The 20,613-nt window shown below is 69.2% G+C and carries 17 protein-coding genes; 6 read left to right on the forward strand and 11 right to left on the reverse strand.

Going from position 1 to position 20,613, the window contains the following annotated elements; genetic code table 11:
- Positions 1-19: 19 nt before the first annotated feature.
- Complete coding sequence (locus ABT288_RS27495; protein WP_450859939.1) at positions 20-538, forward strand: transposase; 519 nt, start codon at positions 20-22, stop codon at positions 536-538.
- Here ABT288_RS27495 and ABT288_RS27500 read toward each other — a convergent pair.
- From ABT288_RS27500 to ABT288_RS27510, 3 genes are all read right to left on the reverse strand, one after another.
- A complete protein-coding gene (locus ABT288_RS27500) occupies positions 426-929 on the reverse strand; it encodes a hypothetical protein (RefSeq protein WP_351612931.1) in 504 nt (167 codons plus the stop codon). The two genes, ABT288_RS27495 and ABT288_RS27500, sit on opposite strands and share 113 nt — an antisense overlap.
- 26 nt (positions 930-955) lie before the next feature.
- Positions 956-2,329, reverse strand: a complete 1,374-nt coding sequence (locus ABT288_RS27505) for an ABC transporter permease (RefSeq protein ID WP_351612934.1) — start codon at positions 2,327-2,329, stop codon at positions 956-958.
- A gap of 304 nt (positions 2,330-2,633) precedes the next feature.
- Positions 2,634-3,242 carry a TetR/AcrR family transcriptional regulator gene (locus ABT288_RS27510; RefSeq protein ID WP_351612937.1) on the reverse strand — a complete coding sequence of 203 codons (609 nt, stop codon included), beginning with the start codon at positions 3,240-3,242 and terminating at the stop codon, positions 2,634-2,636.
- A gap of 46 nt (positions 3,243-3,288) precedes the next feature.
- Between ABT288_RS27510 and ABT288_RS27515 the strand changes: the two genes are divergently transcribed.
- Positions 3,289-3,753 carry an SRPBCC family protein gene (locus tag ABT288_RS27515; RefSeq protein ID WP_351612938.1) on the forward strand — a complete coding sequence of 155 codons (465 nt, stop codon included), beginning with the start codon at positions 3,289-3,291 and terminating at the stop codon, positions 3,751-3,753.
- Positions 3,754-4,041: 288 nt separating this feature from the next.
- Here ABT288_RS27515 and ABT288_RS27520 read toward each other — a convergent pair whose 3' ends face one another.
- Positions 4,042-4,434 (reverse strand): nuclear transport factor 2 family protein, encoded by a 393-nt coding sequence (locus ABT288_RS27520; RefSeq protein ID WP_351612940.1) that lies wholly within the window; start codon positions 4,432-4,434, stop codon positions 4,042-4,044.
- 683 nt (positions 4,435-5,117) lie between these two features.
- Positions 5,118-5,774, reverse strand: a complete 657-nt coding sequence (locus ABT288_RS27525; RefSeq protein ID WP_351612943.1) for a TetR/AcrR family transcriptional regulator — start codon at positions 5,772-5,774, stop codon at positions 5,118-5,120.
- A gap of 138 nt (positions 5,775-5,912) precedes the next feature.
- On the opposite strand from ABT288_RS27525, the gene ABT288_RS27530 reads away from it, so the two are divergent.
- Both ABT288_RS27530 and ABT288_RS27535 read left to right on the forward strand, forming a co-directional pair.
- Positions 5,913-6,752, forward strand: coding sequence for a patatin-like phospholipase family protein (locus tag ABT288_RS27530; protein ID WP_351612946.1), 840 nt, complete (start codon positions 5,913-5,915; stop codon positions 6,750-6,752).
- Between the two features lie 299 nt (positions 6,753-7,051).
- Positions 7,052-7,300: a hypothetical protein gene (locus ABT288_RS27535; protein ID WP_450859931.1), complete on the forward strand. Its 249-nt coding sequence runs from the start codon at positions 7,052-7,054 to the stop codon at positions 7,298-7,300.
- On the opposite strand, the gene ABT288_RS27540 is transcribed toward ABT288_RS27535, so the two are convergent.
- The gene (locus ABT288_RS27540) at positions 7,279-7,800 is read right to left on the reverse strand and encodes an NUDIX domain-containing protein (RefSeq protein ID WP_351612950.1); all 522 of its coding nucleotides are present in this window, start codon (positions 7,798-7,800) and stop codon (positions 7,279-7,281) included. The two genes, ABT288_RS27535 and ABT288_RS27540, sit on opposite strands and share 22 nt — an antisense overlap.
- A 134-nt stretch (positions 7,801-7,934) precedes the next feature.
- Positions 7,935-8,492 (reverse strand): GNAT family N-acetyltransferase, encoded by a 558-nt coding sequence (locus tag ABT288_RS27545; RefSeq protein ID WP_351612952.1) that lies wholly within the window; start codon positions 8,490-8,492, stop codon positions 7,935-7,937.
- Positions 8,493-9,643: 1,151 nt separating this feature from the next.
- Between ABT288_RS27545 and ABT288_RS27550 the strand changes: the two genes are divergently transcribed.
- Complete coding sequence (locus tag ABT288_RS27550) at positions 9,644-11,743, forward strand: HelD family protein (protein WP_351612985.1); 2,100 nt, start codon at positions 9,644-9,646, stop codon at positions 11,741-11,743.
- Between the two features lie 661 nt (positions 11,744-12,404).
- Here the strand turns inward: ABT288_RS27550 and ABT288_RS27555 are convergent.
- Positions 12,405-12,992 (reverse strand): carbohydrate binding domain-containing protein, encoded by a 588-nt coding sequence (locus ABT288_RS27555; protein ID WP_351612955.1) that lies wholly within the window; start codon positions 12,990-12,992, stop codon positions 12,405-12,407.
- A gap of 858 nt (positions 12,993-13,850) precedes the next feature.
- Complete coding sequence (locus ABT288_RS27560; RefSeq protein ID WP_351612958.1) at positions 13,851-14,294, reverse strand: hypothetical protein; 444 nt, start codon at positions 14,292-14,294, stop codon at positions 13,851-13,853.
- Between the two features lie 299 nt (positions 14,295-14,593).
- Between ABT288_RS27560 and ABT288_RS27565 the strand changes: the two genes are divergently transcribed.
- Positions 14,594-14,812 (forward strand): hypothetical protein, encoded by a 219-nt coding sequence (locus ABT288_RS27565; protein ID WP_351612960.1) that lies wholly within the window; start codon positions 14,594-14,596, stop codon positions 14,810-14,812.
- Positions 14,813-15,695: 883 nt separating this feature from the next.
- Here ABT288_RS27565 and ABT288_RS27570 read toward each other — a convergent pair.
- Together ABT288_RS27570 and ABT288_RS27575 are read right to left on the reverse strand one after the other, a co-directional pair.
- Positions 15,696-16,634: a L,D-transpeptidase gene (locus ABT288_RS27570; protein WP_351612988.1), complete on the reverse strand. Its 939-nt coding sequence runs from the start codon at positions 16,632-16,634 to the stop codon at positions 15,696-15,698.
- Positions 16,635-17,017: 383 nt separating this feature from the next.
- On the reverse strand, positions 17,018-20,383 hold the full coding sequence (locus tag ABT288_RS27575) for a lectin (protein WP_351612963.1): 3,366 nt from the start codon (positions 20,381-20,383) through the stop codon (positions 17,018-17,020).
- Positions 20,384-20,613 lie beyond the last annotated feature (230 nt).

Consider the following 20,613-nt stretch of genomic DNA (forward strand, 5'->3'; position numbering starts at 1 on the left):
GATCCCGAGCCCGCGCCGCATCACCGCATGGCTCATGCGCAACCGCGACCGCCTCAGCACCCAGGAGACCGAGCACCTCGACCAAGCCCGCCCCGCATGCCCGGACATCGCGCGGGCATGCGACCTCGACCGAGCCTTCACCGACCTCGTCCGCAACCGTCGTCGAGGCCAACTGCTGCCTGCCTGGATCCGGCAGGCCGAGGAATCCGACGTTGCCCCCGTCGCCAAGTTCGCCGCTTTCCTCCGCCAGGACTTCGTCGCCGTCACCGCCGGCCTCACCCACGAGTGGAGCTCCGGAAAAATCGAAGGCCACGTCAACCGCGTGAAAACGATCAAGCGAGCCATGTACGGCCGGGCCTCGTTCCGACTTCTCCGCATCCGGATCCGCACACGGCCGTACTCACGTAATCGCCCAGCTCAGCGGCTTACCGCCACAGGTCGGCGCCCTCGCGTCCACTCGGATCCATCGTCAGCAAGTCCTCGTGAAGGCCAGCGAGGGGGCGACCGGTGGACGACCCGTCGTTACCAGACTCCGTGACCACCCAGCCGACATCCACGCCGGACACGTTCACGTCCCCACCGCAATCCAACTCGTCAACCACAGCGAAGACAGCTTCGTAGGCAACAGCCCGCGCCAGGAGCACCAGGTCGTTCCTGTCCGCCCCCGCGTCCAGCAGACGCCGGGCCGCCGCCACCTGCTCCAACGCTCCCTGGTCTGCCCAGCCGTCGATCGCACCACGCCACAGCGAACGGAGCAGCACGAAGCGTGCCAGCTGCGGCTGATTCTCAACGATCTCCGACCTCGCCCAGTCGGAAGCGTCCGCCGCACCCAGCGCCTCAAACTGCGTCCGGAGCGACTCCGCCACAGTCCGCTTCGACGGAGCAAGTCCAGACAACCATGACTGCCATGTCGTCTCGGCATCATCCATCGCACCAGAATGCCCCACCGACCGCCCTACATCAGCAAGATCAATCGTTCACGGAATCGCGGCCAGAGCCTTGAATTTCCCCTCCCCGTGCTCGAAGGTCGGCCAGACCTGTTCACCCCGATTGCCCCAACATGTGGGTCGTCCGGTGCGGACCGGTTCGCACCGGACCAGGGTCGTCGCGTGACCGCGTTCTGTCCGGTTTCGTCGGGTGAGGCCGAGTGATGACGGGGGCCGTTGGTAGTCGCTGGCGCGGTCCATGGCCTTCGCGAGCGGCGAGCCGATTCCGGGCGAGGACGCGGACCCATGTGTGCGACCAGGGCCTCGCCTCCGCCGGCGACGTGGACTGGCGCACCGGCGACCTGCTGCTGATCGACAATGTGCTGATCGGCCACGGACGCCGGCCGTACGCTGGCCCCCGCCGGGTGCCGGTGGCCATGTCCTGAGCCACTGCCACCGTCTTTCTCCGCCTCATGTCTGCAGGTCAAGGCCGGGGGACGGGCTCCCTGGGGGCCAGCACGCGCCCCGCCCCGGCTGTCTATTCGGCGCGCAGGGAGTTTGCCGTTCCGGCCTTCGCCGCCCAGCCGGCAGGGCCGAGCGCGCCGACGAGCGCGATGACCAACCCGGCGAGTCCCAGCAGCATCAGCTCCCACGGGGGAGTACACCGACAGCAGGGACTGCGAGTGCCCGGAGTTCGCGGCGTGCGCCATCACCGGCACCACGGCATGGTGCAGGAATACTCCGGCGGGGACTCCGACGATTCCGGCGACCAGGCCGACGCAGGGGACCGAGCACACCACCATGGAGAGGGTCTGACGCGGCGTCATGCCGATCGCCTTGTACACGCCGATGTCGTGAGCTCGCTCGCGGATCTGCAGCGCCACGGTGTTCAGCACGCCGAGGCCGGCGACCACGGTGATCAGGACCGTGAGCATCGTGATCAAGGTGAGTACGGCGAGGAACTGCGTGGTCGAAGCCTGGGACGAGGTGGCCCGGTAGGAGTGGCCGAGCGCCGCGGACACTGTGTTGGTGTACGCCTGCGCGCTGGTGCCGGGCTGGAGGGCCACGTCGAAGTGCTGCGGCTGCGCGCCCGGGTCCAGGCGGGAGAGCGTGGTCGGGCTCAGGTACAGGTCGGCCTGGCTGCCGGTCTTGAACACCGCGCCCACGATGCGGAACGTCAGCCGGTGCGGGCCGGAGATCAGTGTGTACGTCGACCCGACCGAGGTCCCGGTGTCGGTGAGGAACAGGGTGTTCACGTCGACCTCCGCGGCTCCTGGCGAGGCGGAGTACCAGTGGCCGGAGATCAGCGGAATCCCGCTCGAGGACGGGGTGTCGCCGTAAGCGACGGCGGACGCCTTCTGCGCCGCGCCGGGCAGGCTGAACTGGGCGTCGGTCTCGGTCATGTAGTACCGCGTTTCCGGCCTGCCCCTTCAGCACCGATTCGACCGCGCGCTGCTGCGCGTCGCTCAGGGAGGGGGCCTGGCCGCCTGTGCCGCCTCTTCTCGCTTCGCCTCGCGTCATGATCTCCGCCCTGGACTGCCGCCACCGGTGGCGGCAGTTGCTCGCTGGGGTCCGCGGACCTCGTCAGGAGCTTCGGTCGTCTGCCGTGGAGCGCGTTTGCCGCGTACCCGGGCCGGATCGAGGTGTACGACGTGGCACGGTCGGCTGACATGACGCGGCAGGCCGCCACAGTCATCGGCGGCTTCGTCACTCTGGGCCGTAGTACAGCCGGAGGAACTCCTCCATCGCCGCGTCGACGCCGGTGCGGTCTCCGGTGGCGAGCAGGTCCAGCAGGAGACCACGGACGGTGGCGAGTCCCAGCCTGGCACGGTTCCGGGCCACGGCGGGGTCCGCCCCCGCCCCCACCTCGGCGGCCACGAGCGGCTCCAGCCAGTCCGTCACCAGCCCTTCGAGGACCGGGACGGCCTCGGGGCGGCCCCGCAGCGCGTGCCCGCAGATCTCGAAGAAGAGCCGCTCCTGACCGGCCAGCCGGGGATCCGTCAGCTGCCGCCACAGTCGCCGGGCGACATCGGCGGGCGAGAGACCGGGCTCCAGGCGGAGCCGGGACATCAGATCGCGCTGGCGCTGCTCCGACGTGCGGACGATCTCGACGAACAGTTGTTCCTTGGACCCGAAGTAATGGATCAGCATGCGGTGGCTGACGCCGATCGCAGCGCCCAGGCGGCGCAGGCTCAGATCCCCGATGCCGTGCGCCGCGACGTGGTCGACAGCCGCGTCCACCAGTTGGGCGCGCCGATCCGACTGCGGGCCGTGCCCGGCCTGCCCCTCGGAGTGCGAGGCGTCCGTATTCACCACACCACGAGTGTACCCATTGGTACATGCCGCATGTACCGTGTGGTACATGAAGTCTGTCACCGTGTCGATCGACGTACCGCAGACGCCCGAGCAGGTCTACGACTTCCTCGATGTCATGGCTCACCACGAGCGCTTCACCGACCACTACCTGACCAACTGGCGCTACAGCGGCCCCAGCCGGGGCCCCGGATCGCGCGCCACGGTCACCGCCGCGCTGGGCGGCGCCAAGACCGACGTCACCATCGAGGTCGTCGAGGCCGAGGCGCCGGGGCGCATCGTCGAACGCAACGTCAGCGCGGGCGGCCGGCGCCTGGCCCACGGCGCCTACACCATCGAACCGCTGCGCAGCGGCGGGAGCCACATCACGTTCACGTACGCCTGGGCACGCGCGCCTCTGGCCGACCGCCTGTTGGCCCCCATCGTGCGGGTCACGATGCGTCGGGCCAATCACACCGTCATGCAACGCCTGGCCACCGAGCTGGCTCGCCACCTCACCGCTGCCGATTCCTGAGGGCGGTGCAGACCCGCCGCTTGTGCCCAACCAACGCACGATTCAAGGCCAGGGCCGCCCCGCCCCGCCTCCACGCCAGATTCGTACGCGTCCAGGAACGGGGAGGTCACGGTCACAAGGCACGACGAAAAGGCATGATGGTGGCAGGGCCAACCGGGCGGGGCCCGCACATCGCAGGGTCCCGGTCCATCGCCCGCTCGGCCACGAGCCGGGACTCGCATTCCGGATCGAGACTGGTCTGCTCGTCGCCCCGGCCGAACCACCAGTGCGGCGTCACCCACGCACTGTTCACGGCTCCTGAACGACGGTGCCCTGGTGGTAGAGGATCTTCCAGTCGCCGGCGTCGTGCTGCCAGATCGTCGCCCGGCGTGTTCTCCGCCCGTCGAGGACCAAGGTGTACGTCAGGAGATACAGGTCGGCGGCCAACTCCCGGCAATGGAAATCGGACGTCTCCCAATCCTCGGTCGGCGGCTGCTTGTAGCGCTCCTCAAGGGCGTTCAGCACGTGGGCGCGGCTGTAACGTCGCCCCGACGCGCCCGTCTCCCAGAAATCGGGCGCCGTCATAGCCTCGAAATCGGCTCTTGTCGTTCCGAACTCCGGTCTGTGAAAGAGCGGTTCCCTACGAACGAGCTCGTCGAGAACTCCATGCAGTCGCTCATCGGTAACGAGATCAGGTTCCATCCTCAACAGCTAACAGAGCGAAGCCCGGCCAGGCATCCGAGTTTGCGGAGGACACACGGGGAGGTGGACGCCCCGGGCAGACGACCTCACTCGACCCACGTAAACCCCGACCGCCGATTCGAGCTCAACACGAACAACCGACTCGACCTGGTCCTCGATGCAACGGTGCCCGGCCCCGCGCCACACCCGAGGCGCAGGCCGTCGAACTCCCGCGGTACCGCCCCACGCCCCTCCTCGCCCGGGAGACGAACGGTGACCTCGCCCGTGTGGTCCCCCACTTGCGTGCCAAGCAGCCCAAGCCACCACCGACGCCGATCACCGGGCCCTCAGCCCTCTCGTCGGCCGTCTCGTCGGCCGTCGCATCGCCCGCACAGGATTCACCCTGATCATGCCCCCCCGATGGGGCGGCTGGACCAGCGAGCTCGACCTGTCCGTCGAACTCTTCGGCCGCTACTCCCCCAAGCACACCGAGCAGATGCGCATCGCCGCCGCCATCGGCCGTACAGACACCCGACCTGGCGGTGCTCGGAATGCTCATCAATGCCCTCGGCCCCTGGTCCGCGGCCGAATACACGGCCGTGCACGGCCAGAAAGCCCCGCGTCCCTGACGGATGGCTCACACCATGACTGGGCCTTCTCAGCTTGTTGTTTGAGACAGGGCAACCGTGTGAGTCAGGGGCCTCTCAACGCCGCCTGTGCGGGCCTAGGTTGAGCAGCACGTTGCCGAGCTGGTCGGACGTGAGGGCCGGTGCGGGCAGCGGATGTACGGACGGGCTGGCGCGAAGGCCGTCGAGGAGCAGGGCGAGCGGGCGGTGCCAGGCCTCCGGGGCGACCGTGGTGAGCGCGGGAACAGCCCTGCCCAGTGCTGCCAGGGTGAAGAGCAGGTCCTCGGTGGTGAGGTCGGGGCGCATGGTTCCCTGCTCCTGACCGCGCCGGAGCAGCTCGTCGATGGTTTCACGGTTGTGGGCGTGGATCGCCTCCAGGGAAGTCACGCCTTCCAGGTTCGTGGTCATGAGGTCATTGGTGCCACGGTCTGCGGCCAGGCCCGCGAACACTGTTCGCAGGTACTGCGTCAGTCCCGTCCACGCGTCCTCGGCGGTTCGTGCCCGCTCGCCCGCTGCTGTGGTCTCCGTGAGCGCATCTCGGAAGACCTCGTCGACGAGCGCTGCACGGGTCGGGAAGTGCCGGTAGAGGGTGGCGTTGCCCACGCCCGCCCGCCGGGCGATTTCATCGAGCGGGGCGTCCAGGCCGTGTTCGGCGAAGACCTCGCGGGCTTTGTCCGTCAGCAGCTTCCGGTTGCGCAGCGCATCGCGGCGTCCCACCGGCGGACGGTCGTCCATTGTGTCTCCCTCTACTCACCCCGTACCGGGGAGCGTTCCCCGGTACGGATGCTATCGTCAGCCGAGTAAACGGGGACCGATCCCCGTTTTGGTTTACGCGGGCGGGGCGTCCCCGGTCGTTCACGGGGAGGGGGAAGCATGTCCGGCACGGCACTTGTGCTCGGCGGCGGGGGGCCGGTGGGCGGGGCCTGGTTGGCCGGGGCGCTCGCCGGGCTCGCCGAGGCCGGGATCGATCTCGGCAGCGCCGAGGTCGTGATCGGCACCTCCGCCGGTGCCGTCTTCGGGTCCCGGCTGCGGTGCGGCGTCCCGGCCGCGGATCTGTACGAGCGCCAGCTCTCCGGAGCAGACGCGGTCCGTCTGCCTGTGACCGCGCGCCAGACAGCGCGCTTCCTCTGGGCGGCGCTCGGCTCCCGCCATCCCCAGCGGTCCGTCGAACGCCTCGCCCGGGCGGCGCTGCGCGCCCGGACCGGGCCGGAGTCGGATGTCTTCGACACGGTCGGCGCGCTCCTGGGCAACGTACGCGACTGGCCCGGGCGGGAGCTGCGCATCACCGCGGTCGACGTGCGGACCGGACGACTGGAGGTGTTCGACTCACGCTCCGGAGTGACACTGCTCGAAGCGGTCGCGGCGAGCTGCGCCGTGCCCGTCGTGTGGCCGCCGGTCACCGTGGCGGGCCGGCGCTGGATGGACGGCGGCAGTCGTTCGACCGCCAACCTCCAGCTCGCACGCGGGTATCGCCGGGTGCTGGCGGTCGTGCCGGTCCCCCGGGCGGTCGGGCCGCATCCGAGCGCCTCGCAGCAGGCCGCGGAACTGTCCGACGGCGGGGCGCGCGTCATCCTGCTGTCCCCCGACCATGCCGCGCGCCGCGCGATGGGCCGCAACATGGCGGACGACACGCGCCGGCCGGCTGCCGCCCGCGCGGGCTACGCCCAGGCCAGTGCACTGGCCCCTACCGCGGCCGACGTCTGGCAGGGGTGATCTGCGTCGATGCGCACGTTGCCAAACTGCCCTAGACCGCGCGAAGTTGAAGTCATCGGCCGCACGAGGCGATGATGCTCCTGGTAAGTGGGTATTCCACCGACCACCCGCTCATGAGCCTCGCCCAAGGCGTCCTCAGCCTGCATCTGGCCAGCTCAGACTGAGAATGAAAAACACTCAACGAGTTTGGTGCACGAGGGTGCCCCGCGGGAGGCGCTCACGGAAGTGGTGCGCTGATCCCGGGCCGGCCGTACTCGGTCGTCGCCCCGCTGGAGGTCGGCCGTGCCTCCTGGACCGCCGTGCTGGACGCGGTCCGCCTGGGACCCGGCGCCGACGGTGCCGCCATCACCGCCGCCCAGATCCGCGAGGTCGTCGAGCGACTGGTCGCCGTCGCCGAGTGGAAACACGGGGACCCCGAGATCCGCGTGGCTCTGCACGCCGGATACGACACACCCCGCATCGCCCGCGCGCCCACGCTCATCACCGGAAGGGCACCAATCCCCGTCGAACCGGCTGAGCGTCACATTCAGGGCATGTCCCCGAGGTAGACGGAGCCGTTCGCGGGCTGTTCGGTGCCAAGTGCGGCGAGAGATGCCGTCAGCCCGAGCGGCAGCAGGACCAGTTCACTGACCGTGCCCAGGGGATGCCAGATGACGGCTGATTGTGTGCGATCTGGTGCCGTTGCCGGCGACGTGACGTCCGAAGCCGGTTGAGCTTTGAAGTACAGCTGAAGTTGCTGCAATTGGGTTCGGTGATACGGGTTGGCCGGGTGCCGGTCCGGCAGGTACTCGCGGACCCATAGCAGTTCACCGATGTCGACCTGCAGTCCGGTCTCTTCCTTCACCTCCCGGCAAGCGGCCTCTGCGGCCGTTTCACCAGGCTCTACACGTCCGCCGGGCAGAACATGGAACTCTCGGTCGTTATCGCGATGCCGGATGAGGAGGACGCGGCCATCCTGGTCCACGACGACTGCGCGAGCACTGACCCGCAGCGCGGCCTCGCGGGTACGTGGTTCGGCGCTGGATTCCGACAGCGAATGACCGTTCATCCAGACAGCCTACGGGCGCACGCAACCGGGATGCCGCGATTCGGACTGCGTGAGACGTCGGCGGACGCCGTGCACAACAATCCCTCCAGCTCTGACGACTGCTGTTGAGACTCGTCGACAACCGATGCCCGTTCTCACCCGTGCGGCCATTCATCGCCACGTATTCGGGCGTGGAGGTGTTCGTCATGCCACCCGTCCGCATGCAGTAGGGCGCTTCGCATAGTGCCTTCCAGGGCGAAGCCGGCCTTCGTCGCAACCCGACAGGACGCCGGGTTGGTTACGGAATGAGTGAGGCGCAGCCGGTGCAGACCCAGGTCATCCACCGCCCACCGGCTGAGGCGCACAGTGGCATCGACCATGACTCCGCCACCACGACCAACCGGCAGCATCCAGTAAAGGATCTCAGCGCTCCCGCCCTTGAGATCCATGTCCCCCCAACCGATCAAACCCATCGGTTGCTCACCGAGCCGCGCGATGGCCCAGATCGCTGCCTGCTCGGACACCCAGCGCTCATGCCAGCGTGCGATTTTCGCTCGGGCGTCCTCCAGGGAGACGTCACGCCCTGGACGGCTCCACTGCTGAATGTCCGGGTCGAGACTGGCATCCACGAGAGTCTGGGCATCGTCTTGTCGCCACGGGCGCAGTTCCACGTTCCCTGCAAGCCGGAACGCGGGTTGTTCGATCTGACTCATCCGGCCGGCAGGTACTACGGCAGGTGTCGAAGAGATCATCGCTGCATCATGCCACCTGGGCACCGCCGCTCAGCGGGCATCTCCAGGTCGTGCAACAGGCACTGACATGACGTCACTGCGTGGAGGCGGCCCGCCGGTCGAAGGGCGGCTGGTCGGAGATTCCGATGCCCGTGTACCCGTCGCTTACCCGTGCTCTGGCGGAGGCATTGATCGATGTTCTCTCCTTCGTCGAGGGCTGCGTTGACGGTCAGATGGATCCGGACGACGAGGAGAGCAGGAGGCGCCCTTGTCATTCAGGTATGCGTAAACGCGCTGGTAGCTGCCCTTGTGGCCGAGCGGCACGATCTCCTCCCACAGTTTCCATGCATTGGTGCAGCCCCCAAGCCAACGGTCGTCCAAGCAGGGCTTGAAGTCGTCGAAGGACGGAGGGCCGGTTCTGCCACTGACCGGTGAACAGCTCCTCCGGTCCGGGGCCGGTCGGCGAGCCGGTGTCCTCGCGGACAGGATGAAGCGGGCGGTTGTGGGGCCCGTTCGGTCTCGGGTTCGGGTTCGGCTTGAGGTGCCCCGGGGTCAGGATGCGCAGACAGTGGCGGTCTGGGCGACGCTCCGCTCGGCGGCCTCACTCAGGTTGTGCCGGAAATGCCACCGGTCCGCGGCCGGGACCGCCTGCGCGGCTCCGGCCCCGGCCCCCTCGGCGTAGAACGACGAGCCAGGCGGCCGGACTCCATGCCTCCGAGGCTGGGAGCAGATCATTCGGGCCGCGCGGGTTTCGATGTCCGCCAGGACGGTGCCGGAGTGGCAGCCCTTGCGGGTGGGCGCACCCTTGGACGCCGACCACCTGCGGCGCCGGTACGGGCCGGAACCCGGGGCGACCAGGACCCGCACCGCGGGCAGGCGGAGCCAACCGCGGTGCCCTGCGCGTCAACACGCACCATGTCGACTGTCACATCCATCGACAGCATCGCGATGTCCGCGATCGACAGGAACAACAGCTCCTTCAGGAAGCGGAATCCGGCGCCAGAGCCGCAGAGGGGCGCGGTGGTGCATCGGAGGCCACATTCCACCTGGTTTGGTCAATGTTTACTTTTCCGGAATCGGTCTGCATAGTGGCGCCTCGAAATATTGGCGGGTTGAGCCGAGAGGGCCTTTTCTTGTCCCAGATCAACGATGGTGCCGCGCGCGAGGTGGAGCTTGAGCGAGTTCAGGTTTCCGTCATAGGCGAGCTGTTCGACGAGCGGCTGGCCGGGGCGCGGGAGCAGCTGGCGCGCGTGCTCGCGTCGCCTTCCGACAGCGCGGGCGAAGCGTACGAGAGGGAGGTGGCGGCCGGGCGGCTGGCGAGGGAGGTCCGTCGGCTGGAAGGGGCCGAGGACGGGTTGGTCTTCGGCCGGATCGACCTGGCGGACGGAACCGTCCTGCGGATCGGGCGGCTGGGGCTGCACAGGGACTCGGACGAGCTGCCCTTGCTGGTGGATTGGCGGGCCGAGGCCGCACGGCCCTTCTATGAGGCGACGCCGGTTCACCCCATGGGGCTGCGGCGGCGCCGCCATCTGCGCCTGGCGGGCCGCACGGTGGTGGGGGTGAGCGATGAGCTGCTTGACGGTTCCGCGCCCACTGGACAGGACGTGGTCGGCGACGGTCCGTTGACCGCGGCGCTCCAGGCTCGGCGCACGGGGCGGATGGGTGCGGCGGTTGCCACGCTGCAGGCCGAGCAGGACGCGATCGTCCGGTCGCCGCACCGCGGGGTCTCCGTGGTGCAGGGTGGTCCGGGCACCGGAAAGACGGTGGTGGCGCTGCACCGCGCCGCGTATGTGCTGTACGCGTTCCCGAAGGCAGCCGAGCGCGGCGTGCTCGTACTGGGGCCGAACGCGCGGTTCCTCGACTACATCAGCCAGGTCCTGCCCTCGCTCGGGGAGAACGACGTCGTCCTGGCGACGTGCGAGGAACTGGCCGGCGTCGTACCGGACGCCGCGGAGCACTTCGAGGTGGCGCGCCTGAAAGGGAGTGCCGCGCTGGCCGACGCGCTGGCCGCTGTGGTCCGCTCACGGCAGGCCCCGGGCGGCGACTTCGACGTCCGGGTCGGGCAGGAGTGGATTCGTCTGCGGGACGGGGATGTCGCACAGGCGCGGGAGTCGGCACAGACCAGTGGTCTCGCGCACAACCGGGCGCGTCGGCTGTTCAAGGAGCTGCTGGTCGACGCCCTCATCCGTGAGCTGGCCCGCAGCGGCGCCGAGGCACTCGAACGGATCGACGCCGAGGTCGCGCAACTGACCGGCCTCGACCTCGACGGGGCTGCGGCAGCGGACCTGCGCCGCCTCGGTCTTGACGACGCGCCCGCCACAGGTGCCGACGAGTTCGACGCCGACGCCGTGCGCGCCGACCTCCTGGACGATGCCTTGATCGATCAAGCCGTCGAGGACCTGTGGCCCCGGCTCACGCCCGGCGATGTGGTCCGCGCCCTGCTGACGGACGGCGACGCGCTGGCCGCGTACCTGCGGCAGTTCACCGCCGACCAGCGTGCCCTGCTGTGGCGAACGCCCGGCGCCCCCTGGACGGACGCTGATGTGCCGCTTCTCGACGAGGCGGCGAGCCTGGTCGACGGCCCGCCCGAGCACGCCTTCGGGCATGTCGTCGTCGACGAGGCACAAGAGCTCACGTTCATGCAGTGGCGGATGATCGTGCGCCGTTGCCCGGGCAGGTCGATGACACTGGTCGGAGATTTCGCCCAGGCAGGCCCGGCGACGGTGGCCCGGGACTGGAAGGAGGCACTCGGCCCGCACTTCGGACGGCGCTTCGACCTGCGCACCTTGACCGTCAGCTACCGGACCACGCAGGAGATCCTCGCCGCCACAGGGGACTTGCTCGCCCGGATCGCCCCGGGTCGTCCACCGGTCCGCTCGATCCGGCGCGGCGAGGTGCCTCGAACCCTTGCCGCGGCGCCTGAATCGCTTGTCACCGCCCTCGTGCGGGAGCTGCGAGAGCAGGAGGCCGCGTACCCGGGCGAGTTGGTCGGGGTGATCTGCGCCGATGGCAGGGCGGAGCAGCTCGCGGCTGCGGGGATCGAGCAGCATGCCCGACTGGTGCCGGCGTCACAGGCGCGCGGCTTGGAGTTCGACGCGGCCATCGTGGTCGACCCGGACGGGATCACCGCCGCCCGCCCCGGGGGCGAGCGCGACCTGTACGTCGCCCTCACCCGGGCCACCAAGCGACTGTGCACCATCACCGTCCCGCCTGTCGTGAAGATCGCGAGATGAGAGTGAACGAAGCCCCTTTCAGACGTCACGGCGGATGCGCAGAAGTACAGCCAGGACGATGGCCGTGGCCGGGGGGCTCAGCGCTGCGTGCCGGGCACCGCGAGCGAGACGGCGGACACACTCGGCCCGCGGCTACCAGTCCCCGGTGGCACATGTCCGCTCCCCCGCGCGGGAGCCGGCCGCCGCCCGCCCGACCACGACCGCGGCCTGAGAGCATCGAGCACCTGGGCACACCCGTCCCGGACCGCCGAACCAGCCCTCCCGCGCGGTGCCGCGCATCGATCCGACGACCCGCGTGCCGCGTACCACCGTCGCCGGCGCCCGCCCATCGGCGTCTGGCGCGAGCACCGGCCGTTGCACGGCGGCGGCAGCCCTGTGCTTCCCGACAAGCCACGGGCCCGGCCGCCCGCGGCCGACTGAAGCGCACCCGCCGCCGGGCCCTGTCGACAGGGAGGGAACGCTACAGGTGACCGCGTGCGGGACGCGGATACCGAGGACCAGCCGCCTGGGGCGCCCTGTTCGCCCGGGCCGTGAATGAGCGTCCGGTGCAGTTCGTACGCCGGCGGGCACGAGGCCGTGGCCACTTCCGCCTGCGCCCCCGAACCGGTGCGCGTGGCTGAGGCTGCCGCCTCCAGCCGCCTACCTGGTGGCGGGCGTCGCTTCAGATCCGGCGCTCATAGGCGCGGATCTCGGTGGCGATGGCGGCGTAGTCGGCGCTGTCAACGTCGCCGTGGAGCTGTAGGACGTCGTGGCCTTCTGCAGTGAACTCGTAGGTGACCTCATGCCAGTAGCTCTCCTTGTAAGGGTCGTCGACGAGCGTTTTGAGGGCACCGAGGTTGTAGGTGACGCGGGTGGAAGCCTCGCCGTTGACCTGGATCCAGAACTTGGCGTCCTTGTCGAAGTCTCCGCCGTTGTTGTGGCCGGCCCGCAACTTGACGGTCACGCGGCAACCGGGGGTGGTCAGGAGTTCCTGCTGGATTTCGCCGGCCTGATTGCCGTTGAAGTTGACGGCCTGGGACAGATTGCCCGTCCTGGCGAACGCGGAGCTGAAGATGTCGATGTTGCCGCTGGTGACCGCCCAGCCGTCCAGGCTGGGGTTGCTTTCGACCCTGAGCCACTCGCCGGTGACGTGCGGGCCCAGGAAGCGAGGGTTGACCACGTGCAGTTCCTGGCCCAGCCCGGTGTAGTAGGCGTTGGGCTTGGCCCGCGGACTGTCGGACAGGTCGACGATTGTTCCGTTCTTGGGCATGCTGATGCCCCTTCCGTTGAGGCGGGTGCTACTTGCCGTTGTCGCAGTGGCACGACAGGCGTGCCGTCAAGGAGCGATTTCGTGGGGCGCAGTGGCGCCGGGACGGCCAGTCCTGCTCCGTCCCCGCAGCGGCCTCTCCTCCGCCTTGACTGCGCCCAGCCCTCAGCGCAGCGCTGTCTACTCCCGAGCAGGTGCCAGATGCGAAAGCGGGGCGCGCTCCTGCTCGTGCTGAGAGATAGAGGCCGATGACTTACCCGTGAAAGCCGCTCCAGGATTTCCATCATCAACTGTGACAGCAGCGTTGCCGCACGTGGACACAACGGAGCACGGAAGCGTTTCCGGGAGGGGCGCACTGTCGCCAGTACGCCCCCCCCACGAGACACTCGGCCTTCCGCTGCGAGAACGGACAGTGCCGCCTGCGGTCGGGTCAGCGGCGATGTCCGCCACAATGGCCACCGCGATGGTCGGGGTCGCCGCCCGAGGAGACGGCGTCGACGAAACGGCCTCGGTCGTTGCGCGGAGTCGCGGTGTCGCCATCGTCGTCCCGCACCTGCCTGCGCCGATGCTGATACCGTCGCCGCGGTCGTCCCGGCCGCGGAGTCGTACTGCACACCGCTGATGCAGACCGCGGGGTGCCGCGAGTAGCCGGGGTGGTGGCCCGCGGCCGCGTCCGGCAGCGCCGCCGCGCCCACAAACGCAACCGCTGCAACGGCGACGGCGACGGCGGTCAGGTGACGTACAGAAGACGGCGTTCACCCGAAAGTGAGTACCAAAGCCCCGTCTTCGTGACGCACGAGGGCCCCAGCAAGGACGAATTCCAGGAGCCCTCGTCCATGCGCCGCTACAAGCCGTCCGTGGTCACGACACCGAGGCGACCGGCCACTCCACGTCCCCGTAATAGCCGTAGTGGCCGTTGACGGTGGCCCAGAAGCCCACCCGCACCACGTACGCGCCGCTGCCAGGGTGGTAGTTCTGACCGTTGTCGCTGATCCAGATCGCGTCGTTGGTGCCGGGCCCGTACCACGTGCCCATGCAGCCGTAGTCGTGCACATAGGACCAGCCACCGAAGCCGTCCGATTTCCACAGTTGCGCGCAGGGGAAGACGGCCGGGTGGCCGGAGCCGCTGCCGGGGTCGAGCGTGACGGCGATGCGGGCATAGAAGCCACTGCCGTTGTTGCCCCACTGGTCCTCGATACAGGATTCCAGGTGGATACCGTGGCCCGCGTCGGCGAAGCTGCCGGTTCTGTCCGAACGGCAGCCCCAGTTACTGGTCGCCGCCGAAGCGTTGCTCGTGCCTGTCACAAAGGTGTGTTCCGGCCTGCCTTCCCACGCCCTGCGGAGCGGTCCTGGCCGGTCGGACCCTCCTCGCGTCCTGGCGTGGAGACCGCAGACGACGGCCGAGCAGCAGGATGATCACGTCGAACTGGCTCGACGGCAGGACGGCCATGGCCGTGTAGAGGCCGGCCCAGGACCGCAGCCCGGGACCATACGGCTCACATTACGGCCGGATCTCAGGCCGAAGCCCGGTTTCCGTCGGCCGGGCGCGTCGTTGCGTTACAGGGGCCGACCTGGTCGTCGCGCTCACCGCATGGGCCGGGCCGGTGCCGCTCGCCACGGTCATGGCGGCCGCGGTCGGGCCGCTGGGGCGGCTGGGGCTGACCGGTGTGGGATGCGTGGCGGTGATCCTGATGTGGCGCAGGGAGCAACTGCCGGTGCGGGCGGAGGTGCTCACGGCGACGCTGTGTGCCTGTGGTGTCGAGGTGCTCGCCGTACGGCCGTTGCGGCTGTGGAGGTTCTCGCAGGCCGGCTGGCCCGCCTGACTCCCGTTCCACCATGCGCTGCTGGTCCTCGTCCGTCTGGTCGCGGCTCGTTCGCTGCGGCGGTTGGCGCGCCATGCGCTGGTGGCCGGCGTGCTGTGCTCCGGTGCGGCGGATTCGTCCTGCGGCTGGTGGTGCGCCGGAATCCGGTGATGCTGCCGCGCGTCCCGGTGATCGTCGCCGTCTGCGGGCCGACCGGCTTTGCCGGGGTCGCCGCCGAACGTGGACGTATCGGCGTTCGCCCCTGTCGTCGATGCCACCCGCGCTCACATCACCAGAACGCGCCCGCACAGCGCCTGCCTCCGACCTGGCACAACAACTCCCCCGGGGCCCCCACACCCCTCCTCGCCCGTGTGCTCCCCCACTGCCGTGCCCAAGCAGCACAAGCCACCACCGAAGCCGATCATGGCGGCCGGACCAGCGACCTCGACCAGTCCGCCGAGCTCTTCGGCCACTACCCCCCCCCGGACGCGCCGAGCAGATACGCATCGCCGCCACCATCGGCCGGACTTCCCGTGAAGGCTCAAGACCGTTCCCGGCCCCGAATCGCGGACCGCAGCGGCCGATCCCGCTCTGCCGCCGGTCGAAGGCCACGCCGGAGCCGCCGTGGAGGACGGCAACGAACTCGTCCTCGAGAGGGCATTCCACAGACCCGCGGCAGCGTCTGCGACGTCGGCGAACTGGCGGGACACGTCGGTGCCGTGCTACGCGAAGCGACGGCGCTCATGCGGGAGTTCAGTGGCCTGCCGGCTGACCTCGACCAATGGTGGGACGAGTGGGGCGTGCCGGAGGGCCGGTCGGTTTCCGACCAGCCCGAAGGACGAGTACGACGGTCGCCTCGCGGTCAGCATCGTCGAGTGCTGACTGGCGACGCCACCGCCGCGCATCACAGGGTCGCGGTCGTCCCCTCCCCGGACGCGCTGCCCGCGAGCCACTGGTCCCATCCCAGGTTGAAGTCCGCGTAGCCGTTGTCGGCCGGGGCCTTGGCACGGGGCGAGCCGGTGATGGTGACGGGGTCGCCCTGCTTGACCTGGCCGTAGAACCACTTGGCGTCCGACAGGGACAGGTGGACGCAGCCGTGCGAGCCGCGGGCGCTGCCGCTGCCCGGATTGGGGTCGCCGGTCGAGTAGTGCACGTATGTGCCGGTCTGGGTCAGGTGGATGTCCCAGGGCAGCGTCAGGTCGTAGTAGTTGGGGCTGCCCTTGTCGCAGCTGATGCCGACGCTGCAGGAGGTCATGTGAACCTTCTCCTCCTTGTCGATGACGGCCATCGTGCCGTTCCACGTCGGATACTGGGCGCTGCCCGCATTGATCGACAGGGTGCGCACCAGCCGGCCGTTCCGGGTCACCTTCATGGTGTGGCCGGTCACCGAGACGTCCGCGCGCACGTCGTCGCCGATGGTGAAGGTGTGCGTGTAGTTGCGCACGCCGTAGCGTCCGTTGCCGTTGCTGACGCCGTTCAGGTCGGCGTCGATCCGCACCTTCGTGCCGGAGGGCCAGTACGTCTTCGGCCTCCAGTCGGCGCGCTGGTCGCCCATCCAGTGCCAGGCGCCGACCACCGGCTGCGAGGCGCTCACCTTCATGTGCTTCTCGACCGTGGCCCGCGCCTTCGCCGCCACCGGGTTGGTGAAGACCACCGAGATCGGCATTGCCACGCCGACCGTGGTGCCCTGCTGCGGGGTGATCGTGTCCAGCAGCATCGGCGGGCCCGCGGGCTTCGTCGGTGACGGAGAGGCGCTCGCACTCGGCTTGCCCGACGCCTTTGCGTCGTTCCCGCTCGCCTTGTCGCTGCCACCCCCGCCACAGGCACTCACGCCCACCAGCATCGCACCCGTGACGAGTGCGATCCCTATGCCGCCCTTGCGCCGTCCCACGACCTGCCCCGTTCTCTCGTTCTTCAGCCCATCCGGCCCCGACTTCCTGATCAGACAGCAAGGGTGTGGGCCGCAGTTGCGTGCGTCGCGTAAAACGTGTCCCAAATCTCCGTGCACACTGCCACTCGGGGGCGTGGTGGAAGGCCGAACTCGCGGCAGGACACACGACACCCCGCACACTCAGCGGGACATCCCTGAACCAGCGCCGGCAAGAGGGTATTGCTTCGCCGCATGCCGGCCGGGCAGGGCGGCGAGCGGTGCGGTACGCCGGTGGGGCCGGTCCCGGGGCTCGCGCTTCGGGAACCGGCCCCGCCGTCGTCAGTGTCTGCCGTCTGTCACTGGCCGAAGCCGTAGGCGAACAGATGGTCGGTGCCTGTCGAGCCCGTCACCGGCAGGGTGATCGACGCCACCTGCTTGGACGCGTCGAGCGGGACCTTCGTGGCGAAGACGTAGGTCTTCACGCCGTCCCGGCCCCCGCTGCCGGTGTTCCGGTAGCCCGTCGTGACGGCCGTGGTGTCCCCCGCGAGCGGCTTGCTCGAACCGGCGTTGAGCGTCCAGTCGGAGAAGCCGACCGTCGCCTGCGAGGTGGTGCCGTCGGTGTAGGTGACGGTCAGCGTGCCCGAGACCCCGCTGCCGTCGGTCGGTGCGTTGGCCGCCGTGCCCAGCAGGCCCAGCGACGCACCGGACGTGCCGGCCGGCATCGGGATGGTCTGCCCAGCCATTTCCAGGTTGTCCAGCTGACCGGACGTCACCGTCGGCCAGATGTAGGAGATGCCGTCGACCGTGACGGTGGAGCCGCTCGTGACGCTGGCCGCCGACAGCGCGTTCTGCGAGAACGCCCAGCCGCCGCTGTCGAAGCCGCCCGAGAAGCTCGCGCCGTCGGGGTAGATGCCTTCATTGGTGTCGTACGGCCACAGCTCGCCGGCCTTGGCCACGGCCACGCGGAGGGACGCGCCGCTGAGCGCCGCCCCGGTGCTGTGATCGGTCAGGGCGAAGGTGATCGGGAACGTCCCTTCGCTCGCGCCCGCTGTCACATGGACCTTCGCCTCGGCGCTGCCCGAGGCGGGTACCGTCACCGAGCCGGACGTGGTGTCGAGCGTCACGCCGGAGGGCGCCGTCGCCTTCCAGTCGACGGTGACGTCCTTGCTGCCGAGGTTCGTGAGGTCGAGCGTGGCGTCACCGGACGCGCTCGGCTGGAGCACCAGGCCGTCGCTGGACGGGCCGGTCGCGGCCAGGACCCGGTCGCCGCCGGTGGTGTCCGACGGCGGCACCGCCGACGGGTCGGACGCCCAGGACTTGTTCGGCTGGGAGCCGAGGGTGAAGTCGACCGTGCCCGCGCTCTTGAACTGCTGGTACGTCAGCCAGGAGGTGTTCCACTGCTTGCCCTTGACCGCGAGGGACTGCACGTACGGGGCCCCGGGTGCCGCCTGCGGCGCGTTGATCTGCACGGTCTTGCCGCCTGCGAAGGTCACCTTGGCCACCGGGAACGCCGGGCTGCCGAGCGCCAGGGTGTCCGTGCCCGGGGTCTCGGGGTACATGCCCAGCTCGGACCAGACGTACCAGGAGCTCATCGCGCCGAGGTCGTCGTTGCCGAACGAGCCGACCGGAGCGTTGAAGTAGAGCTTCTGCTGGGCCTCGCGGACGGCCTCCTGGGTCTTCCAGGGCTGGCCCGTGTAGTCGTACTCCCAGGGGATCTCCACGCTGGGCTCGTTGCTCAGGTTGGCATTGGTGTTGCCGGGGTCGGTGATGTTGTCGAGGAGACTGTCCAGGAAGGACGAGTACGCCTTGTCGCCGCCGCGTGCCTGGATGAGCTGCTGCAGGTTGAAGGGGACCATCGGCGTGTACTGGGCCGACGTACCCTCCACGAAGCCGTTGGAGGTACCCGGGGTGAAGCCGCCCGCGAACTGGCCGTTCTTGTTCTTCGCCTGCATGTAGCCGGTCTGCGGGTTGAAGACGTTCATCCAGTCCTGGGCGCGGGTGGCGAACTTCGTGTAAACGTCCGTCCTCCCCAGTGACTTGGCGAAGGCGGCGAGGGCGTAGTCGGCGGAGTCGTACTCCAGCTGCGTGGAGACCGGGCCGTAGAAGTTGCAGCAGCCGTAGTCGTTCTCGTCCAGCGGGAGGTAGCCCTTGGCGTCCCGCACCGACTCACCCGGACGGTCGTTGTTCGGGACGGTGGCCTCGTGCTGCAGGGCCGCGAGCGCCTTGTCCGTGTCGAAGCCCCGCGCGCCGAAGGCGTACGCGTCGGTGATGATGCCGGCGGCCGGGTCACCGACCATGACGTAGCTCTCGCCGTTGTTCGACGCCCACTTGGGCAACAGGCCTGTCTGGTCGTAGCCGTTGAGCATCGAGGTGACCACGTCGCTGGTGACCTTCGGCTCGACCATCGCCATCAGCTGGGTCTGGGAGCGGTAGGTGTCCCAGCCGGAGTAGTTGGCGTACTGGGCCTGCTGGCCCTTGGCCAGCTTGTGGATCTGGTTGTCCATGCCCATGTACTGGCCGTTGTCGTCCGAGAGGACGTTCGGGTGCAGCAGCGCGTGGTAGAGCGCGGTGTAGAACTGCGTCTGCTGGTCCGAGGAGCCACCGCCGATCTGGATCTTGTTCAGCACCGCGTTCCAGGCGTCGTGGTTCGCCTGCTCGACGGCGTCGAAGTTCCAGTTCCTGATCTCGGTGGCGAGGTTGTCCGCCGCGCCTGCGTCACTGGCGTAGGAGATGCCGACCTTTGCTCTCACCGTTGGGTCGGAGGAGGTGTCGAACGTCAGGTACATGCCGTTCGCGCCCGTCGTGGGAGGCTCGGCGGAGGTGCCCGTGGCGCTCTTGCCGGTCGCTGACGTCCGGGGCGCCGCGCTGCCACTCGGGGCCGGGGACGGCGTGCCGGAGGGCTTGCCGGCGCTCCCGTGCACGGTCGGGGACGGAGCCGCGGGAACGGTGAAGTGCCGTTCCTTCAGCGGCTTTGACGGGTGGGCCTGCAGGTTCTGGCGGGCCTTGCCCGCTTTCAGCGACGTCGCGCCCGGGTTGACGGTGCTGCCGACCCAGGTGCCGCCGGCGGTGAACGGCCGGTCGAACTTGATGTCGAAGTGCAGCGTGTAGCGGTTGTTCGCGCCGCAGAAGTGGCCGCTGTCGATCGAGCCTCTGATCTCCTGCTTGTTCACCACCTGGACGCGGGTGCCGTCCACCTGTGTGGCGCCGCCGCTGAGCTTGAACAGCAGGTTCGCCTGCTTGCCCGCGGGGAAGGTGAAGGTGCCCAGGCCCGCTCGGGTGGTGTCGGTCAGCTGGGTCGTGACCCCGCCCGCGTCGGTGACCTTGTAGTACCCGATGCCGGTCTGCTCGTCGTCGTGCCTGAAGCCGACGGAGGCGTTGCCGAGGTCGCCCGGCAGCGTGCCGGTCACCGGCAGGACGGGCAGGTCACCCGCGACGCCGCAGCCGGGACCCGAGACATGGGTGAGGCTGAAACCGGACAGTTTGTCGTCGTTGTACTCGTAGCCGCCGCCGGAGGGGCGGTCGGGCGTCGTGTCGGGACCCCACTGCACCATGCCGGCCGGCATGTCGGGGCCGGGGAAGGTGTCCACCTCGCCCGAGGTGCCGATGAGGGGGTTGACGAGGGACGCGGGGTCCTTCGCCAAGGCCGGTGTCGCGGCGCTCTCGGCATAGGCGTCGCCGGTCGCCGGGAGCGGGAGCGCGGCGATTCCCAGGACGCAGATCACGGCCAGGCGTTGACGGAGTCTTTTGCGGTTACGTGGCGCAGCTGAACGTCGGGGTCGGACCATCGGTTGCCTCCGCAGCGGTTCGTGCTTCGCACAGGTGCTGACGTGCCGAAGGACGGGGACGTCGTCATGGCAGGCAACGTTGTCAGGCCGCTGGGGGAAGCGGCCGTAAAACATTGCCCATCACCCGGGTGGCGTTAAAACCGTGAGCTCAACGGATGTCAACGCGG

It is taken from the genome of Streptomyces sp. NPDC001093, assembly GCF_040298985.1.
GTDB lineage: Bacteria > Actinomycetota > Actinomycetes > Streptomycetales > Streptomycetaceae > Streptomyces.